Source organism: Burkholderia ubonensis subsp. mesacidophila, assembly GCF_002097715.1.
In the GTDB taxonomy this organism is placed as follows: domain Bacteria; phylum Pseudomonadota; class Gammaproteobacteria; order Burkholderiales; family Burkholderiaceae; genus Burkholderia; species Burkholderia mesacidophila.
In genome coordinates this window covers 2,565,156-2,583,601 of sequence record NZ_CP020738.1, presented here as the reverse complement: position 1 = coordinate 2,583,601, position 18,446 = coordinate 2,565,156, and the positions used below count along the sequence as shown (strand labels likewise).

Annotated in this window: 18 protein-coding genes; 4 read left to right on the top strand and 14 right to left on the bottom strand. The window is 66.8% G+C overall.

What is annotated here, in order from left to right:
* Nucleotides 1-172 precede the first annotated feature (172 nt).
* From B7P44_RS29085 to B7P44_RS29065, 5 genes are all read right to left on the bottom strand, one after another.
* Entirely contained in the window at nt 173-775 is a 603-nt protein-coding gene (locus B7P44_RS29085) for a hypothetical protein (RefSeq protein WP_084909319.1), read from the bottom strand.
* 718 nt (nt 776-1,493) lie between these two features.
* Nucleotides 1,494-2,093, bottom strand: a complete 600-nt coding sequence (locus tag B7P44_RS29080; protein ID WP_231716742.1) for a hypothetical protein — start codon at nt 2,091-2,093, stop codon at nt 1,494-1,496.
* A 34-nt stretch (nt 2,094-2,127) separates the two neighbouring features.
* Entirely contained in the window at nt 2,128-2,622 is a 495-nt protein-coding gene (locus tag B7P44_RS29075) for an SRPBCC family protein (protein WP_084909317.1), read from the bottom strand.
* A gap of 59 nt (nt 2,623-2,681) precedes the next feature.
* Nucleotides 2,682-2,981 (bottom strand): 2Fe-2S iron-sulfur cluster-binding protein, encoded by a 300-nt coding sequence (locus B7P44_RS29070; RefSeq protein ID WP_084909316.1) that lies wholly within the window; start codon nt 2,979-2,981, stop codon nt 2,682-2,684.
* A 78-nt stretch (nt 2,982-3,059) separates the two neighbouring features.
* Nucleotides 3,060-4,964 (bottom strand): sigma-54-dependent Fis family transcriptional regulator, encoded by a 1,905-nt coding sequence (locus tag B7P44_RS29065; RefSeq protein ID WP_084909315.1) that lies wholly within the window; start codon nt 4,962-4,964, stop codon nt 3,060-3,062.
* Between the two features lie 284 nt (nt 4,965-5,248).
* Here B7P44_RS29065 and B7P44_RS29060 point away from each other — a divergent pair, with 284 nt between their 5' ends.
* Together B7P44_RS29060 and B7P44_RS29055 are read left to right on the top strand one after the other, a co-directional pair.
* Nucleotides 5,249-5,440 carry a DUF2964 family protein gene (locus tag B7P44_RS29060; protein ID WP_042588930.1) on the top strand — a complete coding sequence of 64 codons (192 nt, stop codon included), beginning with the start codon at nt 5,249-5,251 and terminating at the stop codon, nt 5,438-5,440.
* A gap of 245 nt (nt 5,441-5,685) precedes the next feature.
* Nucleotides 5,686-5,973: a DUF1488 family protein gene (locus B7P44_RS29055; protein WP_084909314.1), complete on the top strand. Its 288-nt coding sequence runs from the start codon at nt 5,686-5,688 to the stop codon at nt 5,971-5,973.
* A 185-nt stretch (nt 5,974-6,158) separates the two neighbouring features.
* On the opposite strand, the gene B7P44_RS29050 is transcribed toward B7P44_RS29055, so the two are convergent.
* Nucleotides 6,159-7,460, bottom strand: a complete 1,302-nt coding sequence (locus B7P44_RS29050; RefSeq protein ID WP_084909313.1) for an NCS2 family permease — start codon at nt 7,458-7,460, stop codon at nt 6,159-6,161.
* A gap of 722 nt (nt 7,461-8,182) precedes the next feature.
* On the opposite strand from B7P44_RS29050, the gene B7P44_RS29045 reads away from it, so the two are divergent.
* On the top strand, nt 8,183-8,461 hold the full coding sequence (locus tag B7P44_RS29045) for a hypothetical protein (RefSeq protein WP_084909312.1): 279 nt from the start codon (nt 8,183-8,185) through the stop codon (nt 8,459-8,461).
* A 160-nt stretch (nt 8,462-8,621) separates the two neighbouring features.
* Here the strand turns inward: B7P44_RS29045 and B7P44_RS29040 are convergent, their stop codons facing one another.
* From B7P44_RS29040 to B7P44_RS29015, 6 genes are all read right to left on the bottom strand, one after another.
* Entirely contained in the window at nt 8,622-8,996 is a 375-nt protein-coding gene (locus B7P44_RS29040) for a DUF2917 domain-containing protein (RefSeq protein ID WP_084910087.1), read from the bottom strand.
* A 248-nt stretch (nt 8,997-9,244) separates the two neighbouring features.
* Entirely contained in the window at nt 9,245-9,532 is a 288-nt protein-coding gene (locus tag B7P44_RS29035) for a hypothetical protein (protein WP_084909311.1), read from the bottom strand.
* 70 nt (nt 9,533-9,602) lie between these two features.
* On the bottom strand, nt 9,603-10,508 hold the full coding sequence (locus B7P44_RS29030; protein ID WP_084909310.1) for a metal-dependent hydrolase: 906 nt from the start codon (nt 10,506-10,508) through the stop codon (nt 9,603-9,605).
* Between the two features lie 42 nt (nt 10,509-10,550).
* On the bottom strand, nt 10,551-12,338 hold the full coding sequence (locus B7P44_RS29025; RefSeq protein WP_084909309.1) for an SDR family oxidoreductase: 1,788 nt from the start codon (nt 12,336-12,338) through the stop codon (nt 10,551-10,553).
* 35 nt (nt 12,339-12,373) lie between these two features.
* Nucleotides 12,374-13,249, bottom strand: coding sequence for a M24 family metallopeptidase (locus B7P44_RS29020; protein WP_084909308.1), 876 nt, complete (start codon nt 13,247-13,249; stop codon nt 12,374-12,376).
* Between the two features lie 394 nt (nt 13,250-13,643).
* Entirely contained in the window at nt 13,644-14,315 is a 672-nt protein-coding gene (locus B7P44_RS29015; protein WP_084909307.1) for an MlaC/ttg2D family ABC transporter substrate-binding protein, read from the bottom strand.
* A gap of 323 nt (nt 14,316-14,638) precedes the next feature.
* On the opposite strand from B7P44_RS29015, the gene B7P44_RS29010 reads away from it, so the two are divergent.
* A complete protein-coding gene (locus B7P44_RS29010) occupies nt 14,639-15,916 on the top strand; it encodes an HAD family hydrolase (protein ID WP_084909306.1) in 1,278 nt (425 codons plus the stop codon).
* Nucleotides 15,917-16,012: 96 nt separating this feature from the next.
* Here the strand turns inward: B7P44_RS29010 and B7P44_RS29005 are convergent, their stop codons facing one another.
* Nucleotides 16,013-16,786: a slipin family protein gene (locus B7P44_RS29005; protein WP_084909305.1), complete on the bottom strand. Its 774-nt coding sequence runs from the start codon at nt 16,784-16,786 to the stop codon at nt 16,013-16,015.
* On the bottom strand, nt 16,783-18,354 hold the full coding sequence (locus B7P44_RS29000; RefSeq protein ID WP_084909304.1) for an NfeD family protein: 1,572 nt from the start codon (nt 18,352-18,354) through the stop codon (nt 16,783-16,785). Before B7P44_RS29000 ends, B7P44_RS29005 begins: the two co-directional genes overlap by 4 nt.
* Between the last annotated feature and the right edge of the window lie 92 nt (nt 18,355-18,446).

Here is an 18,446-nt window from a genome sequence, read left to right as displayed (position 1 = left end):
CTTGTGAGGCGCGAAGGTTCTCACAGCGTATTGGCAGTCCGGCTTCTTATCTTGGGTGAATATTCATTGCAGTGTTGAAGGCGGGGAAACAATCGAACAAGCCGAAGCGCGGGTTGTGCGACAACGGGATGCGTACCGCTGCGAACAGTACGCATCCCGCGGGTGTTGGCGCTCAATAGGCCGCGACCTCTTCGGTATTCGATCGTTCAACGGGCTTCCTGGATTTCGCCAGTGCCGTGATGAACAGCATGGCGGCAATTCCACCAGCAATCAGTGCCGGGTAAGCTGCCAGGATCTGGAACAACGAATATTTCCAGCTCAACGGACGCCCGACGCCCAGCATGGCCGCATAGAACCACGAGACTGCGGAAACCACGCCCAGGAAAATGGCAACCATGCGTCGTTCAAAGGAGAGCTTCAGCAGGGATCCTGCTTTCTGCAGTGCCGGGAGGACCGTGGAGTGCAAAGCGATACCGTTGAAGGTCAGCAAGGCGACGATGCCGATCTTGGCCTGCAGTTTGGGATTGTGGAGATACGTGAGACCCTGAGTCCGCATATCGAACGCAATGACCGCAACGCCGGTGATCCAAAGCACCGTCAGCGCCAGCGTGACGGTGCGCTGCAGACTGGGCAGGTGGACCTGGTCAAGATCGGCGGGCCCGTCAGTATCCAAGAGCCGCTTGACCATCGCGATGTCACTGGTCAGCACGAGACCAATCGCGACACAGCAGGCGATCAGATGAACAAAGACGATTCCCATTCGTACGAATTCCATTTTCTGTCCTCCTTCGCAAATTGCGCAAAATTAATTGGTGCCGTCGAAAATCCGGTCGAGTCTCCTCAATGCATTAGGAGTGCGATGCAAATATAAAAATTCGACTATGTGTCCCGCTGTCACGCCGGATCAAGTCCGTCATGACAGGAACGACTCGGCGAGCCCGCTACGGCGCGTCGGGCCCTATCGGGCTGCATGTAGTCGAATCGATACTCAGTGCTAGTTCGACAGCTTGATCAAGTCCGCACGGCGTGCGGACTTGCAGTGTCGGATGGCGGGCCATCCTGGTATCCGGCATGCGTGATATGCAGAATGAAACATCGCCCAACTGCCGGATGCCGCCGGGCGACGGGCAAAATTTACGGCAGGTGACCCTAACGAATCAACCCAAGTTGTTACGAAATGCAAAGATCGTCACGACTGATCAATTGGGTCGGCGAAGGGTCCGACCCGTGCGCGGCTCCCACGATCAGGAGTGCGGCGTAATGTCGCCATTTCGATTGGGGCGGAGATCGGCGCGTCGCTCCTTTTACATTTCCACGGAAAATGCTGAAGGGGTCGCAGGCAACAATGCACGTTGCGAAATTTTCATATGTGGAATGGAGCAATTTCGACTGATTAAAAGGACATCGATTTTTCAGACGGAATGCCAACGCCACAAGCACCATCAATGCCTGGTTGAACGGGCGCGCCCGGATTGCTGCATGAACCTCAAAAGTCATCGCGCCCATTCATCAAACTGATCAAGCAGACGAAAGCCGACATAGTCGTGCTTTCGCTTGTACAGCCAACGGTAGTAGCAATCCCAGTAGCTGACCATGCGGTCGCGCGTCTTTCGGTAGAACGCGGGATTGTCCCGAATGAACGCGCCGTAAATGTCGCGATCGTGGCGAGACAGGAGACGCTCGACGTCGTCGAGAATCTCGATGACGTACTCGCCGCAGAGTTGAATGATGAAAGGCGCAATCCAGTCCCGGGATTCGGCCGTGAGTCTTTCAATTTGCCGCTGGCGCACGCGGCCGTCGGTGTGCCGAGTGAGAACGCAAGAGTAAATCGCTGCCTGTACGCCGCTCAGGTCGGCCAGCAGCGCTTCGCCTTCTTCGTGATGAATGCGGTATGGCAGGTTCAGCGCTTCGCCGCGAACGGTGACGGACACGCCGGGAAGTGTCGTGGTGGGGCATCGCATCCGACCGGCGACGGCGCTTGCGTCGGCACGCAGGATGTCGGGGAACGCCGCGACGATCGTTCCGTGTGCCGTTCCGCCCATCGTTGCTGAATGACGAATCGGATTTGCTGTCTTCGGGATCGATATTTCCATGGTGGCGGCATGATGCCACGCCGCCGCCCGCACCTCATGGGTGCTTCGCCAGATACTTCCCGATCAGCGTCATCTGCGCAGCCCACCCCTGGTCGTTCATCTCGTACGCCTTCGCGCGGCGTTCGGCGAACAGCTGGTCGAACCCGGCTTCGGTGAGCGTCAGCAGCGTGCCGTCCGCTTTGGCGTCGAGCGTGAACGTGATCAGCGTCATCGGCTCGCTCGAATAATCGACGTCCGGATTGATCGCGAACGGATGCCAGCGGAACGAGAACAGGCGCTTGGGCTCGACGCGGTCGACGACGATCTCGAATACCGCGCCGGCATACGGCTCCTGCGCCTTCGCGACGTCCGCGTCGACGGTCGTCGGCGTGATCCGTCCAAAGAGCCGCTGGCCGGCGACGAACGGCCCGTCGAAGGTCACGCCGAACCAGCTGCCGAACTCGCCGGCGTTGCTGACGGCTTCCCATACGCGTTCCAGCGGTGCGGACAACAGGGTCTGCTTTTCGATGCGATCGGTTTGCTGGGTCATGGCGCTCTCCAAGCGTGGGTGAAGCGTTACCGTTGCGGACGGATCGCGCGCCGCGCGCGTCACAGCATGACTGCGTCCGGCACGTCGATCACGACGTCCGACGTCGCGACCGCGACGCACGGCAGCGTGTAGCCGTCGGCCTTCTCCTCGCGGCTCAGGCCCGGCCATTCGATCGTATAGCGCACGCTGCCGCTGACGATCCTGCACAGGCACGTCCGGCACGTTCCGTTGCGGCACGAGCGCGGCAGCGACACGTTGGCGAACGCGGCCGCTTCGAGCAGCGTCAGCGAGTCGGGCGCGTCGAAGCTCACGCCAAGCGGTTCGACGCGGACGAGGGGAGGGCGTTCGGAATCGGTCATGTCGGAATAAAGCGGCGGATCGCAACGGCAAGCCGCCAAGCATACCCGATGCCGTCCGCACACCCGCCGCGTTCGCCGTCAGTGCCGGCGCAGATGCCGGTACACGGTATTGCGCGCGAGCCCGAGCTCGCGCGCGGTCGCCGACACGTTGCCGCGGTGTCGCGTGAGCACCGCGTCGATCACCGCCGACTGGTGATCCTGCAGCGTCGTCGCGTCGCGCATCGGCGCCGGCGGTGCTTCCGGTGCTTCCGGCGCGTCCGGCGCCGCATCGCAGTCGAGCCAGAAGTCGTCCGGCAAATGCGCGAGCGCGATTTCCGCTTCGTCCTCGGCGAGCATGCCAGCGGTGCGCAGCACGTTGGTCATCTGCCGCAGGTTGCCCGGCCAGCGATGGCGCGCGAACGCGTCGAGCACGTCGGGCGCGAGCCGGCGCGGCATCGGCTCGCTGCGCGCGAGCCGCGCGAGAATCCGGTCGACGAGCGCGGGCAGGTCGGTGCGCGTCGCGAGCGGCGGCAGCGTCACCGCGAGCCCGTTGATCCGGTAGAACAGGTCCTCGCGGAACGTGCCGTCGGCGATCATCGCGCGCAGGTCGCGGTGCGTCGCGCACACCACGCGCACGTCGACCGGCACCGCGCGCGCGCCGCCGAGCGGCATGACCGCGCGTTCCTGCAGCACGCGCATCAGCCGCACCTGCTGCGCGAGCGGCATGTCGCCGATTTCGTCGAGGAACAGCGTGCCGCCGTCGGCCTGGGCGATCTTGCCGGGGCTGCCGCGCTTGCGCGCGCCGGTGAACGCGCCGTCCTCGTAGCCGAACAGCTCGGCCTCGATCAGCGAATCGGGCAGCGCCGCGCAGTTCACCGCGACGAACGGGCCCTCCGCGCGCGGCGATGCATGGTGCAGCGCGCGGGCGAGCCATTCCTTGCCGGTGCCGGTCTGGCCGAGGATCAGCAGCGGCAGGTCGCGCCCGCGGATCTTCGCGACCCGTTCGAGCACCGCGGCCATCCGTGCGTCGCCGGTGTCGAGCGTCGCGAACGTGATCGCGTCGGGATCGGTCACGGGAGCGCGCACCTCGGGCGACGCGCCGGGCGTGACGGCGACGGGGGTTTTCTGCGCGTCGGCGAATTCGCAGCGCGCGAGCACGCGCACGCCGCTCGACAGCGTCAGCCGGAACGTCGCGCCCGGCGCGCGGGCGGCCTGCTGCGCGAGCAGGCCGAACGACATGCCGAGCAGCGCGTCGCAACCCTGATGCCGCAGCGCGTCGAACGGTGCGCCGAGCTGGAATTGCGCGCTGCGGTTCGCGGCGATCAGCCCGCCGTCGGGCCCGAGCGCGACCAGCCCGGCGAACAGCGAATCGACGCATTCCTCGTGTGCGTGAAAGCGCACGCGCAGCGCTTCCGCGCACTGGTTCGCGAACAGCTGGTTCTCGATCAACTGCGCGGACATGCGCACGAGCGCGAGCGTGTGCGAACTGAAGCCGCGCGGGTCGCCGCTCACGTCGAGCGCGCCGAGCGTGCGCCCGAACGGATCGACGATCGGCGCGCACGAGCAGGTGAGGATGCGGTTGGCACGCAGGAAATGTTCGGTGCCGTGCACCGCGAGTGCCTGGCCCGACGCGAGCGCGGTGCCGATTGCATTGGTGCCGCGCGCGCCTTCGGCCCACGAGACGCCCGGGCACAGCGCGACACGGTTGGCTTTCTCGATGAAGTCCGCGTCGCCGATGCTGTGCAGGATCACGCCGTCCGGGTCGGTCAACAGCACGAGGCTTTGCGTGTCGGCGATCTGCGCGTGCAGGTTTTCCATCACCGGGCGCGCGTGCGTGTACAGCGAGTGATGGCCCGAGATCAGTTCGCGCAGCGCAACGCGCGACAGCGGCGAGAAATCGGGCAGGTCGCTCGTGCGCAGGCCGACCGCGGTCGAACGGGCATGCGCCTGCGAAAGCAGGTCGACGCGGCCCGCGGTGGCGGGCAGCACGGAAGATTGGGGCATGACGTGTCTCCAGTGACCAGAGCGTGCGCCTTGGCGCGCGCTCCCGATCCCATGCTGATCTGTAGCTGCCGGCGGGGTGCGTTCCCCGCTCGCGCGACGTCCGGCGCAGGGCCGGCCACGCGGGAACGCTCCATCATACAAGCGCCGCGCGAGATGCGCGACCGCGGGCAAATTCTGCTTGCTTTTAAGCGGACGCATGCAATGATGAAATTGGATCACGCCGCGCTTTGTTCCGCATTGCAGCACGCATGCGCCGCGACATGCATCCGTTCGGGAGACGCATCATGGTTCGGACGGAACTGAGGGTCATCCTGGCGGCCATCGCCACCTTCGTCATGCTGGGCGGCATCGGTGTGGCGATCCACGGCCTGCTCTTCGATATCCAGGACGCGCTGCTGTACGGCGCGGCGGCGATCGGGCTGGGCGTCGCGACGACCGCGGTCGCGCTCAACGTGTGGCCGAAAGATCCCCACTGACGCCGGACCGGATCCGGCGCGCCCGGCGCCGGATTGGCCTGACGAAAACCGCGGCGGAACGCCGCGCGCGCAAAATTTGCCTCCTGCGCGAAACCGTCTAAAGTGAATGCAACCGGCATGCATTGTCCGCGCCAAACTCCGCGGGCCGTGTCGTTGCCGGCCAGCCCGCGAACATTTCGTCCGGCCGGTAGCAGACGACGTACGCGGTCACTCATTTTCTACCGGACGGTCGAGGCGGCTCCCCCATGCAGATCCATTTCCCGAACGAGGCGCCAGAGTATTCGGGGCGCGAACTGATGCTTGCGTTTCCGGCGTTGGTCAATGGCGAGCGCGTCCAATGCCAGATCACTGCGGAGGCGCTGGAAGACCACTTCGGCGCGGCATCCCCGCGTTTCGAGGACATGGTCGGCGCGTTCGACATGCACCGCGACCGCATCGAGGCTGCGGCCCGGCGCCTGCTGTCGGAAACGCGCGCGCAATGCGTGACGCTGCGCAGCGGCTACGTGCGCTTCTACGAGGCGAACTGGCGCTGAACGTCGAGCACGTGTCGAGCGGGCGCCGCTGAGCGCAGCGGGCCCGATCGGCGTCAAGTCTGCACGCGCCGCCGTGGCGCGCGGGCGGTTTGCCGTCGCCGTCTCGTCGCCGCCCGATGCCTGCGCACCAATGCAAACGCCACCCGAAGGTGGCGTTTTTCGTTATGCGGCGCGTTGCGCAACGCTCATTCGCTGCCGAGATAGAAGAAGCGGAACAGGAACACGGCGGCGATGATCCACACGACAGGCTTGACCTGCCGCACCTGGCCCGTCAGCAGCTTGAGGCCGCCATACGCGATGAAGCCGAACGCGACGCCGTTCGCGATCGAGTACGTGAACGGCATCAGCAGCGCGGTCAGCGCGGCCGGCACGGCCTCGGTCGCGTCGTCCCACGGCACGTCGACCATGTCGCGCAGCATCAGGCACGACACGTACAGCAGCGCGGGCGCGGTCGCATAGCCCGGCACGACGCCCGCGAGCGGCGCGATGAACAGGCACGCGAGGAACAGCACCGCGACGGTGATCGCGGTCATGCCGGTGCGCCCGCCGGCCTGCACGCCGGACGCGCTTTCGATATACGCGGTGGTCGACGACGTGCCGAGCACCGAGCCCGCGACGATCGCGGTGCTGTCCGCGAGCAGCGCCTTGTTGAGGCGGCCCATCTTGCCTTCGACGAGCAGGCCCGCACGGTTCGCGACGCCCATCAGCGTGCCGGTCGCGTCGAACAGCTCGACGAGGAAGAACACCAGGATCACGTTGATCACGCCGGTCGACAGCGCCGCGCCGATGTCGAGCTTGAACAGCGTCGCGTCGATCGACGGCGGCGCGGAGAACACGCCGTGGAATTCGTTGCCGCCGAAGAAGAACGACAGGATCGTGACGCCGATGATGCCGATCAGGATCGCGCCGCGCACGCGCAGGTGGTCGAGCGTGACGATCGTGAAGAAGCCGATGATCGACAGGATCGTGGTCGGCTTGTGCAGGTCGCCGAGCGTGACGAGCGTGGCCGGGCTGCCGACGATCACGCCCGAGGTCTTCAGCGAGATGATGCCGAGGAACAGGCCGATGCCGGCGGTGATCGAGATGCGCAGCGATTTCGGGATGCCGTTGACGATCGCTTCGCGCACGCGGAACAGCGTGACGAGCAGGAACAGGCAGCCGGACATGAACACTGCGCCGAGCGCGGCCTGCCACGTGAAGCCCATTCCCTTGACGACCGTGTACGCGAAGTACGCGTTGAGGCCCATGCCGGGCGCGCATGCGATCGGATAGTTCGCGTACAGCCCCATGATGATCGACGCGAGCGCCGCGACGAGGCAGGTCGCGACGAACACGGATTCCTTCGGCATGCCGGCGTCACCGAGAATCGCGGGGTTGACGAAGATGATGTAAGCCATCGTCAGGAACGTGGTGACGCCCGCGAGTATTTCGGTGCGGAAGTCGGTGCCGGCTTCAGCGAAGCCGAAATACCGCTTGATGGATTCCATGTAGGCGTTTCTCCGGTCGGGTTGTCGTGTTGCTTGTTGCGTTGCTTTGTTGTACCTGCGCAGCCAGCCGGGTACGGCCGGCGTACTGTAACCAGCCACTATTGCGCGACTATCGGCGGATTGTAATAGCCGGGATAGGTCGGACGATATAGTTACGGGGCACGATCGGCGGCTGCGCGCGAACGGGTGGAAAACCCGGCCGCGCGAAGAAGGCGCGCATTTTACCGGTTCGGACGGAAAAGGGCGGAAAACGGTGGAAAACGGGGCGTCGGGGGAGCCGAAGCGGAGGCAACGGTGCCGACATGCGGATGAAACGGAGCGTACGCATGCTGGATGCAAGCCGTGCATGCGCCGCATCGTTCGCGAGCGGCGGGGGCGGGCGTGAACGCGAATGCGAACCGCTTCGTCGATTCGTCAGTCCAGCGCCGCGCGGGCATCGGGCTATGCTGCGCTGAAGCCGTTCCGCACGCAACAGTCATCTCGTGCTGCAACGCGGACTGTGGTTTCTGTGTAAAAGAGTGCAAGACCCCATCGCGTTAACCGGCAACTGTTTCTAGGATAGAGAAACCGTGCATGCGCACCGGGCCGATGGCCGCTAACGCGGGGAGTCGGCGGCCCGTGGAGCGCCCGGTGGTGAAGCACGGCGGCCGTTGCGCGCACGGGCGGCGCGCGGCCGATTGCGATTGCCCGATGCGGGTTCGTCCGTTATCACGGAGGTCAGCATGTTGAACTGGATCAGCCGTTGGGCGTTGCGGCACGCCCCCACGCCGGAGAAAACCGCTGCGTCGATGCTCGTCACGGCACGCATGGAACTGTTCACGGCCGAGCAGCGCGTCATCGATGCGAAATTACAAGCGGATTACTGGCGTACGCGCGTGTCCTTTCTCGAGGAAGTGCAGAGGCAGGGCATCGAACCTTGGGTGAGCGCGCAGCCGTCGCAACGGCCTGAAGTCGAATCCAGTCCGCGCGGCACGGGCCCGCGTCTCGCCGCCAGCACCTGATGGCCGCGCGCGGCGCGCGATTGCTCGCGGCACGCAGCGGCGTGCCGCGTCATTCGATGCGCACCTGCGATGCGCCGCATCGCAGGTGCACGCGTTTCCTCACGTCGCTTACGTCGCTAACGTTGGCATCGCGCGCGCCGCGCGCGTGAAAACAGCCGCCTCATTCCCGACTTCGCCAAGGCCCGCGCAGCATGCGCCGCATCTGCGCGAGCGCGCGTTGCAGCCATCCGCCGCGCATCGCGTACGCGGTCGTGATCGACGCCTCGGCCGGCAGGTCGCCGTCCGTGCTCAGCCAGATGCGTTCGCCGCGCGGGATGCGCAGCACGTCGCCGGGCCGGATCCAGTAATCGTCGACGCTCGTCTGGCGCGTGAGCCACAGCGGCGCATCGTGCGTACGGATTTCGGCGTCGTTCGGCGCGCGCCACGTCAGCGTCTTGCGCGGCGCGACGGCGAAATGAATCACGACGCTCGGCAATGCGATCGCGCCGGGGCGGCGCAGATCGGGACGAACAAACAACGGGCTTGCCTGGTCCATCGTCATCTCCATTCGTTGAGCCGGGCGGATGACGCGCACCAAAACAAAAAGCCTCATCCGTTTCCGGTGAGGCCTTGTGACATGCAGTGCTGCTCTGGATGCTAACGCACAAGCGCCCCCGGTGATTCGCCCGCATGGGCATTCACTCGGCGATTAATCGCAATGGCGATGAGCTTGAACGTAGGCATGCGAACGAGTTTGTCGCGCAGCCGTCGTGTTGTCAACGAAAATTTCGAGATACGTGCGGGTCACGCGTCGCGCTGCGCGAGCCCGTTGACGAGCAGTTCGGACAGCAGGCCGGTCATGCCGTCCGGATGCGTCGCCGCGCGCGCCTTCAGCTGCTCGACGAGTTCCGCGTTGAGCTTGCACGCGAACGGCACGAGCCCTTGTTCCTGGTCGAGCTTGCGCTGCGCGCGGCGGTCGAGCGGCGCCGCCGTTTCGCTGCCCTTGCCGAAACGCGCGGAGCCGGATTGCTTCATCGCGTGCGTCAGCTTGAGCGCCTTGTTTTTCTCGAGATCGGTTTTTTTCATGGCCATCGCGGCACCTCCAGGGAAATGAAGCCGCGATTGTACGCATTTCGGCGCGGGCCGCACGCGCCGCCGCGCGTCACGCGCCCTTCGTCGCCCCCCAGTTGCCGCCGTGCGCGGCCGCCTGCGCGGCCGGCGAGCGCGCGAGATAGGCGAGCGCCTGCTCGGTCGACCCTTCGTGGTGCGGCGTGTAGCTCGGCTTGAAGTAGCGCAGCGCCGCGCCGATCACCTTCCAGAACGACGGCAGATGCCCGCGCCGCGAGCCCTGCCACCACGCCCGCGCGAAACCCGGATAGCGGCCCGCGCCCGGGTCGCGCCGGTACATGAACTTCGCGCCCGTCGTGATGTAGTAGAGCAGCAGCACGATCACGAACGCCATGTGCACGCAGCGCTCCGGATACGTGCCGCCCAGGTGGCGGTAGATGTCGAACGCGACGGTGCGGTGCTCGACTTCCTCCGCGCCGTGCCAGCGCAGCAGGTCGACCATCGTCGGATCGGCGTGGCCTTCGTCGAGCCCGTGCGCGTTGAGCACCCAGTTGCCGAGATAGCCGAAGAAGTGCTCGAGCGACGCGATCACCGCGAGCTGCTGGCGCAGCCAGAACCGCGTATGGCCGATCTTCAGCCCGAGCGGCGCTTCGCCGAGCACGCGCGTGAACAGCCGGTTGAGCTTCTGCGTGAACGGCTTCGTGTCGATCCCGTGGCGGTCGTAATAGTGCTTGAGCACGCCGCCGTGCGAGCGCGAATGCACGGCCTCCTGCCGCAGGAAGCCTTCGGCCTCGTCGCGCAGCCGCGCGTCGGCGATGAGCGGCAACGCCTTGTTGTACACGCGGCAGAACCACAGCTCGCCTTCCGGAAACAGCAGGTTCAGCGTGTTGATGATGTGCGTGCTGCCCGGATCGTTCGGCACCCACGTGACCGGCGTGTCGCTGAAGTCGAACTTCACGTGGCGGGCCTTGATCTTGTGGTATTCGGCGGTAGTGGTCATGTGTGTCTCCCTGTGCGGCGTTGTTGTTGCGTAGTTGCGCCGTCAATGCGATGCCATGCTGACGCGGGCGATCATCCGGCCGAGCCATGGCATGAAGCGGCCGACGAAGCGCAGCGCGTGCGCCTCGGCGCCGACCGCGACGACCGGCCGGTTGCGCAGCACGCCGTCGACCATCGCCTGCGCGACGGTTTCGGGTTTCAGGCCGCGCATCTGGTAGAGCTTCGTCGCGCGCTTGCGCAATCGCGCTTCGTCCTGCGCATCGGCGCCCGCGTATTGCGTCGACGCCATGATTCCGGTTTCCGCGAAGCCCGGGCACACGGCCGTCACGCCGATGCCTTGCTCCGCGAGTTCCGCTCGCATGCATTCGCTGAGCATCAGCACCGCGGCCTTGGTCGTCGCATACGCGGGCAGGTCGCGCGACGGCCCGAAAGCGGCCGCCGACGCGGTGTTGACGATGTGGCCGCCGGTGCCGCGCGCGGCCATCTGCTGCGCGAACAGCCGCGAGCCATGGATCACGCCCCACAGGTTCACGTGCAGGATCCGCGCCCAGTGCGCGGCGCTCGTGTCGAGGATGCCGCCCGCCAAGCCGATGCCGGCGTTGTTGATCACGACGTCCGCGCCGCCGAGCGCGCTGCCGACCCAGCCGGCGAGCGCTTCCATCTCGTCGGCGGAGCCGACGTCGACGCGTTTCGCATGGGCCTGCGCGCCGATCAGCCGGACCAGCAGGGCAGTGCGCTCGGCGCTTGCCGTGTCGATGTCGACCGCGACGATCGTCGCGCCTTCGCGCGCAAACGCCAGCGCCGCGCAGCGGCCGATCCCGCTGCCCGCGCCGGTGACGACCGCGACCTTGCCGCTGAAGCGTCCGCTCGTCGCGCGGCGCCGAGCGTTGGCGAGCGCGGGCGGTTCTTCGCCGCGCTCGACCGCATCGATCAGCTGCTGCGCGAGGCCCGCGAAGCGCGCGGGATCGGCGAGCGGCAGCCAGTGTCCGGCGGCGACTTCGCGACGGTAGTACTGCGGCACCCAGCGCGACAGGTTTTCGGACAGCGCGGGGCTCACGTACTTGTCGCCGAGCGGCACGATCGTCTGCACCGGCGCATGCGCATGGCGCTCGCGCGGCGTGAACAGGCGGCGGAGGAAGTTCGCGCGATAGAGCCGCACGCCGCGCGCGCCGTCGTCGGCCTGCGTCGCGCGCGGCGCGACGCGCGTCTTCTCGACGCGGCGCAACAGGCCCGGCCATGCGCGGCCGAGCCACAGCCGCCAGCTCAACTCCGGAATGAACGGCAGGTGAAACAGGTACACGTACCACGAACGCACGAGCTGGCCGCCGAGCTTGCCGAGCGATGCGGGCGTCGGACGCAGCAGGCGTTCGCGCAGCCAGAAACCGACGTGGTCGAGGCACGGGCCCGAGCACGACGTGTACGACGCGATGCGGCCCGCGAGCCGCGGCTCGGTGACGAATTCCCAGCCCTGGATCGAGCCCCAGTCGTGCGCGATCAGGTGGACGGGGCGGCAGGGGCAGAGCGTGTCGATGACCGCCGTGAAATCGCCGGTCAGCTTCGCGAGCCGGTAGTCGGCGGTGCGCCGGGGCGCGCCCGACAGCCCCGCGCCGCGCACGTCGTAGGCGATCACGTAATGCTGGCGCACGAGCAGCGGCGCGACGTCCTGCCAGACGCTGCTGTTGTCCGGATAGCCGTGCACCAGCACGACCGGTGTGCGGGCCGGATCGCCCCAGGTCCGGACCGCGAGCGTCAGGTCACCCGACGCGACGGCGGTTTCGGTGAAGACGGAATCGAACAGGGCCAGCGGCGCTTCGTCGGAAAGTGGCTGCATCGTGGGTCCGCTCAGGTTCGGAAAAGGGTGGGGCGTCAGGCCGCGACCGCGTGCTCGGCCTGGCGGCGCTGCCAGCGGCGCACGTGCGGCAGGTCGTCGTTGAGCCAGTACGCATCGTCGTCGGTGATCACGAGCAGTTCCTCGAATTTCGCGCCGACGCCCGCGAAGCCCAGGTGCGGCTCGACCGCCCACAGGCCCGGCACCGGCGCATGCTCGGAGCGGCGGTCGATCGACCACAGCGGCGACCAGCCCTGCTGTTTCGCGGCGCGGCCCTGGTCGAGCAGCAGGTTGCGGGTCGCGTTCAGCCCGAAGCGCGCGACGAAGCGCGGCTTCGACAGCTTGTGGATCTTCGCGACGCGATGCGCGAGCACCTTGAACGGATAGGCCTTGTGGCGCGGCTCGACGCCCTGGCGGCGGCACAGCGCGTCGACTTCCTGTGCGACTTCGGCCATCGGCCGGCGCGCCTTGACGAGCCGCACGATCAGCTCGCGGTGGTCCATCAGGTCGTCTTGCAACTGCTCGAGGATCGGGTTCTCGCCGAGGCAATGCGCATAGCCGACGTCGGCGACGATGCCGTCGAGCACCGGCGCGACGTCGAGGATCACCGGCATGTCGGTTTCGAGCTGGCGATTGCTCGGGAAGAACGCGAGATTGAAGCCGCCCATGTGCTTGAGGCCCGAGAAGCCCTCGAACGCGGTGCGCTCGCCGAACCACGCGAACGGCTTGTGCAGCCAGTCGCGCACGCCGTGGTCCTGCAGCCATTCGGCGAGCAGGCGCGCGGCTTCCTTCTCGGTGATGCCGGGGTAGAGCAGGCCGCCGACGGTTTCCACGCAGCGGTACGCGAGCTGCTGGACCGCGCGGAACTGCGGCAGTTCGTCGAGGTGGACTTCCGGCAGGGGATGGTCGGTCATCGTGGCGTCTCCGGTTTCGTACAGGCTTGTCGTCGCTGATCCCGAACACGCCCGCCGGGTGCCGCCGCCGCCGCCGGGTTATTCAGTCAGCTTTAAATGTGCCATTGAACAATGTAAGCATAATAGACGGTTCCGCCGGACGCGCCAGCCCCTGCAGATGAGGATTTCTCCCAATGGAGCGGGGAATTGGAGGGGACGCTCTAGCGCCACGGCCCGCCCGACGCATTGAAACGGGCGGGAGCGGCTTCCGGCGGCGAAGGGGAAGTCAGGAACAAGCGCCGGTCGATTGACCGGCAGGAGAGAGGTTCACGACCCGACGCGCAGCGGACGAGGCGCCCGTCGCCGGGGCCTTGTCCGAACTGCATCGGTGGCTGTCAGCGAAATCGGCGCTGCGTCACTGCCACGTGCGCGGCGAGACGGAGAGCCGCTTGTTCTGCTCGGCAAGCGCCTGGATCAGCCCGTCGACGCCCTTCTGCTGGATGACTTCGTTGAACTGATGCCGGTAGATCTGCACCAGCCACACGCCCATCACGTTCAGGTCGTACACGCGCCAGCCCATCGGCGAACGGTAGAGGCGGTAGTTGATTTCGACGGGTTCGCCGTTGTAGACGGCAATCGTCTTGACGACGGTGTCGGTCGCATCGGCCGGGCCGTGGGACGGCGGATAGCGGAACTCGAGGTTCGGCGTCACGAGCCCGAGCGCGCCCGAATAGGTGTGGATCAACAGTTGCTCGAACTGTTTCTGGATCGCGTCTTTCTGCGCGGGCGTCGTCTTTTTCCAGGACTGGCCCATCGCCAGTTGGGTCGTGCGGCGCAGATCCGTGTACGGCAGGATGTTGCGATTGACGATCTCCACGATTCGCGCGGTGTCGCCCGGCGCGATCGCGCGGGTCCGCATTTCCTCCTGGATTTCCCGCGTGACGGTCTGGATCAGCGACTGGGCGGCGGACTGATCGTCGATATGAACCTCTGCCGTCTCGCAACACGCGGGTGTCGACCAGGCAGTCAATGGCGCGGCCAGAACCAATGCCGTGGCGAACGTAATGATTCGAGCATGTTTCGACATGATTGATCCGACGAGTTGCTGACCTCCTTGAGGATACTAAAAATGTCGTCGGCGGACAGGTTCGTCAAATCAACCTTTGCACGCGGGGTTGGGCGCTCGAGCGCCGCCCCGAACGATTCGGCATGTCGCGGCGGATCAACTCCCTGTCGCATCGTGACGAGACGCTGTCAAATTGCCGCAATATTTTCGCCAGATCATTCGCCACCGTTCCGAAGCCGCCCCGGCTCGACCGGGCGGATGAACCGCCGGTGCACCGCGATGCGCGCCGCGTGTCGAGCAGGGTAGCGACCGAAGTCGAATCGTCAATTCCAAGGAGAGAGACCATGCAGCGCCGCACCTTCCTGAATACCTTTGCCGCGGCAGCCGCCGCGACGTCGCTCGTGCTCAAGGCCGGCACGACCGACGCGAAGAACGCGGCCGCGCCGGCCGCGCTGGACCCGGGCCGCTGGTCGCCGTTCAACGCCGCGCGCCTGCAGGCGGTGCTCGATCGGCATGGCGCGGCGAGCCCGGGCTACGACGCGAAGCGGCGCCCGTATGCGGTGTTCGACTGGGACAACACGTGCATCATGAACGACTGCGAAGAGGCGTTGCTGATGTACCAGATCAACCAGCTTCAGTACAAGCTGACGCCGGACGAGTTCGTCGACGTGATGTGGAAGGACGTGCCGAAGGGCGCGTTCGCGAAGGACTACACGACGGTGGACGGCAAGCCGGTGACGATGGAGGATCTCGCCGCAGATGTCGAGGCCGACTATCGCTGGCTGTACGCGAACTACAAGGGATTCGGCGGCGACAAGAGTCTCGACGAGATTCGCGAGACCGACCAGTTCAAGGATTTCCGCGCGAAGCTGTACTTCATGTACGACGCGATCTGCGACACGCATCCGCTCGAGATCGGCTACAAGTGGATCATCTATTTCTACCGGAACATGACGACCGCCGAACTGCAGGCGATGGCGCAAGCGTCGAACGACCACGGCATCGGCGACGCGCTGCGCAAGGTGAAGTATGAAAGTCCGAAGACGCTGCCGGGCAAGGCAGGCGTCGTCGCCGACACGCATTTTCACGGCATCCGCATTCACGAGGAAATCCGCGGGCTGATGCACACGCTGCGCGCGAACGGCATCGACGTGTACGTGAGCACCGCGTCGCTCGACGACGTCGTGCGCGTGTTCGCCGGCAACCCGAACTACGGTTACGGCGTGCCGCCGGAGAACGTGATCGGCCTGCGTCTCGACATGAAGGACGCCCGCTACGTCAGCCACTACCCGGACGGCTGGCACTTCAACTACGGCCCGGGCAAGACCGTCGGCATTCGCAACGTGCTGGAAGCGAAGAAGGGCTACGGCCCGGTGCTGGTGGCGGGCGACAGCGACGGCGACGCGTGGATGCTGCGCGACTTCAAGGACACGGCGGTCGGCGTGATCGTCAACCGGATGAAGAAAGGCGAGATCGGCGCGGACAGCAAGCTCGCGGCCGCGCAGATCGGCAATCCGGACGCGCGCTTCATCCTGCAGGGCCGCGACGAGCACACGGGCCTGATGATCCCGGACGAGAAGTCGATCAAGTACGGCAAGACGGAGCGCAGGCTGCTGGCGTAACGGCCGTTCGCGCAGCGAGGCGGCCGGAGCGGGCGTGCGGCCTTCGACCGCCGCCCGCGCCCGGTGGCTGCGCTGCGGTTGCGGTGCGTCGCTCCCTCAACGCTCTCGCGACGGCCCGAACCGGTCGAGCACCGCGGTCAGCAGGTCGACCGGCAGCGGAAACACGATCGTCGAGTTCTTGTCGGCCGCGATCGTCGTCAGCGTCTGCAGGTAGCGCAGCTGCATCGCCTGCGGCTGCAGCGCGAGCCGCTGCGCGGCCTGCAGCAGCTTTTCGGACGCCTGCAGCTCGCCTTCCGCGTGGATCACCTTCGCGCGCCGTTCGCGCTCGGCCTCCGCCTGCCGCGCGATCGCGCGCACCATCGTCTCGTTCAGGTCGACGTGCTTGATCTCGACCGTCGATACCTTGATGCCCCACGCGTCGGTCTGCGCGTCGAGCGTCTTCTGGATGTCGGCATTGAGCTGCTCGCGCTCGGCGAGCAGCGCGTCCAGCTCATGTTTGCCGAGCACTGAACGCAGCGTCGTCTGCGCGAGCTGGCTGGTCGCGTCGAAGAAGCGCGCGACCTGGATCACGGCCTTCTCCGGATCGACGACGCGGAAATACACGACCGCGTTCACCTTCACCGACACGTTGTCGCGCGTGATCACGTCCTGCGCGGGCACGTCGAACACGACGGTGCGCAGGTCGATGCGCACCACCTGCTGGACGATCGGGATGATCAGCACGAGCCCCGGCCCCTTCACTTTCCAGAAGCGGCCGAGCATGAACACGACGCCGCGCTCGTATTCGCGGAAGATGCGGATCGACGACGCGACGAGCAGCACGCCGAAGACGATCAGAAGGCTGCTGAAGCCGAACGTATAGCCAATCATTGTTGTTCTCCTTTGCGTTGTTCTCGGGCGAGCGCGGGCGGCGGCTTGTCGTAAAGCGGGGCGACCGTCAGCATCAGCCCCTGGCGGCCCGTGACGCGCACCCGGCAGCCCGCGGCGAGCGGCGCGCTGCACGCGACCCGCCAGCGCTCGCCGCGCACCAGCGCCCAGCCGGCGGCGGACGGCGCGGGGCCGGCGGCCGTTTGCGGCTGGTCGGGCACGAGGCCGTCGTCGAGCACTTCGCCGATGCTGCCGACCATCGCCTCGGCGCCGGTGACGACCGGCCGGCGCCGCGCGCGCAGCGCGAGGCTCGACACGCCGGCCACCAGCAGCCCGCCGGTGAGCCCGAGGCTCGCGATCAGCGGCCACGGAATCCCGTAGCCGGGCACGTCGGTGTCGATCAGCATCAGCGCGCCGATCGTGAACGATGCGATGCCGCCGAAGCCGAGCACGCCGAAGGTCGGCAGGAACGCCTCGGCGACGAGGCACGCGAGGCCCAGCAGCACGAGGCCGAGGCCCGCGTAGCTGATCGGCAGCAACTGCATCGCGAACAGGCCGATCAGCAGGCAGATCGTGCCGACGAGGCCCGGCAGCACGAATCCCGGGTTCGCGAATTCGAAGAACAGCCCGTAGATGCCGAGCGTCAGCAGGATCAGCGCGACGTTCGGATCGGTGATGATCGACAGGAAATGGCTGCGCCAGTCGGGCTCGACGACGACGAGCGGCGCGTGCGCGGTGGCGAGATGCTGCGCGCCGGCGGATGTCGTCACGGTGTGGCCGTCGACCTGGCGCGCGAGGTCGGCCGGGTCCAGCGCGATCACGTCGACGACGTGCTGCGCATGCGCCTCGTTCGCCGACAGGCTGACCGCTTCGCGCACCGCGCGCTCCGCCCAATCGGCATTACGGCCGCGCAGCTGCGCGAGGCCGCGGATGTAGGCGGCCGAATCGTGCATCACCTTGCGGGCCTCGGTCGATTGCGTGTCGCTCGGCAGCGTGCCGGACGCGCCCGATGCGGGCGACGTGGGCGACGTGGGCGATGCTCCGCCGGTCGGCGACGGCGGGGCGCCCCCGGGCGCGCCGCCGATGCCGAACTGGACCGGCGACGCCGCGCCGAGGTTGGTGCCCGGCGCCATCGCCGCGACGTGGCTCGCGTACACGATGTAGGTGCCCGCGCTCGCCGCGCGCGCGCCGCTCGGCGCGACGAACGCGGCGACCGGCACCGGCGAGCCGAGGATCGCCTTGATGATCACCCGCATCGACGAATCGAGGCCGCCCGGCGTGTCGAGCTGCAGGATCGCGAGCGGCGCGCGCTCCTTCGCCGCGCGCTCGAGCGAGCGGATGATGAAATCGGCGCTGGCCGGCCCGATCGCGCCGTTGACCGGGATCACGATGATGGGCGGACGGGCCGCGGGCGCGGGCGCGTTCGCGGCACGCGGCGCCGCGGCGATCGCACAGACGACGAGCAGCGCCGCAAACAGCGCGGCGCGCGCGACCCGCGTCGACAGCGGGTGGTGGGCATGTCGGCCCGACGCGTCGTGCGTCGGCAGATGCCAATGGCGTTGAAAGCGCATCGGGGCGTCCGGGCGGCGCGCGGTTGCACGCTGTCCGGCCCGCAGGAAGGGCGCTGGCCCGATGTTTAAAGAGTAGGCGGTTTCTGCGGAAA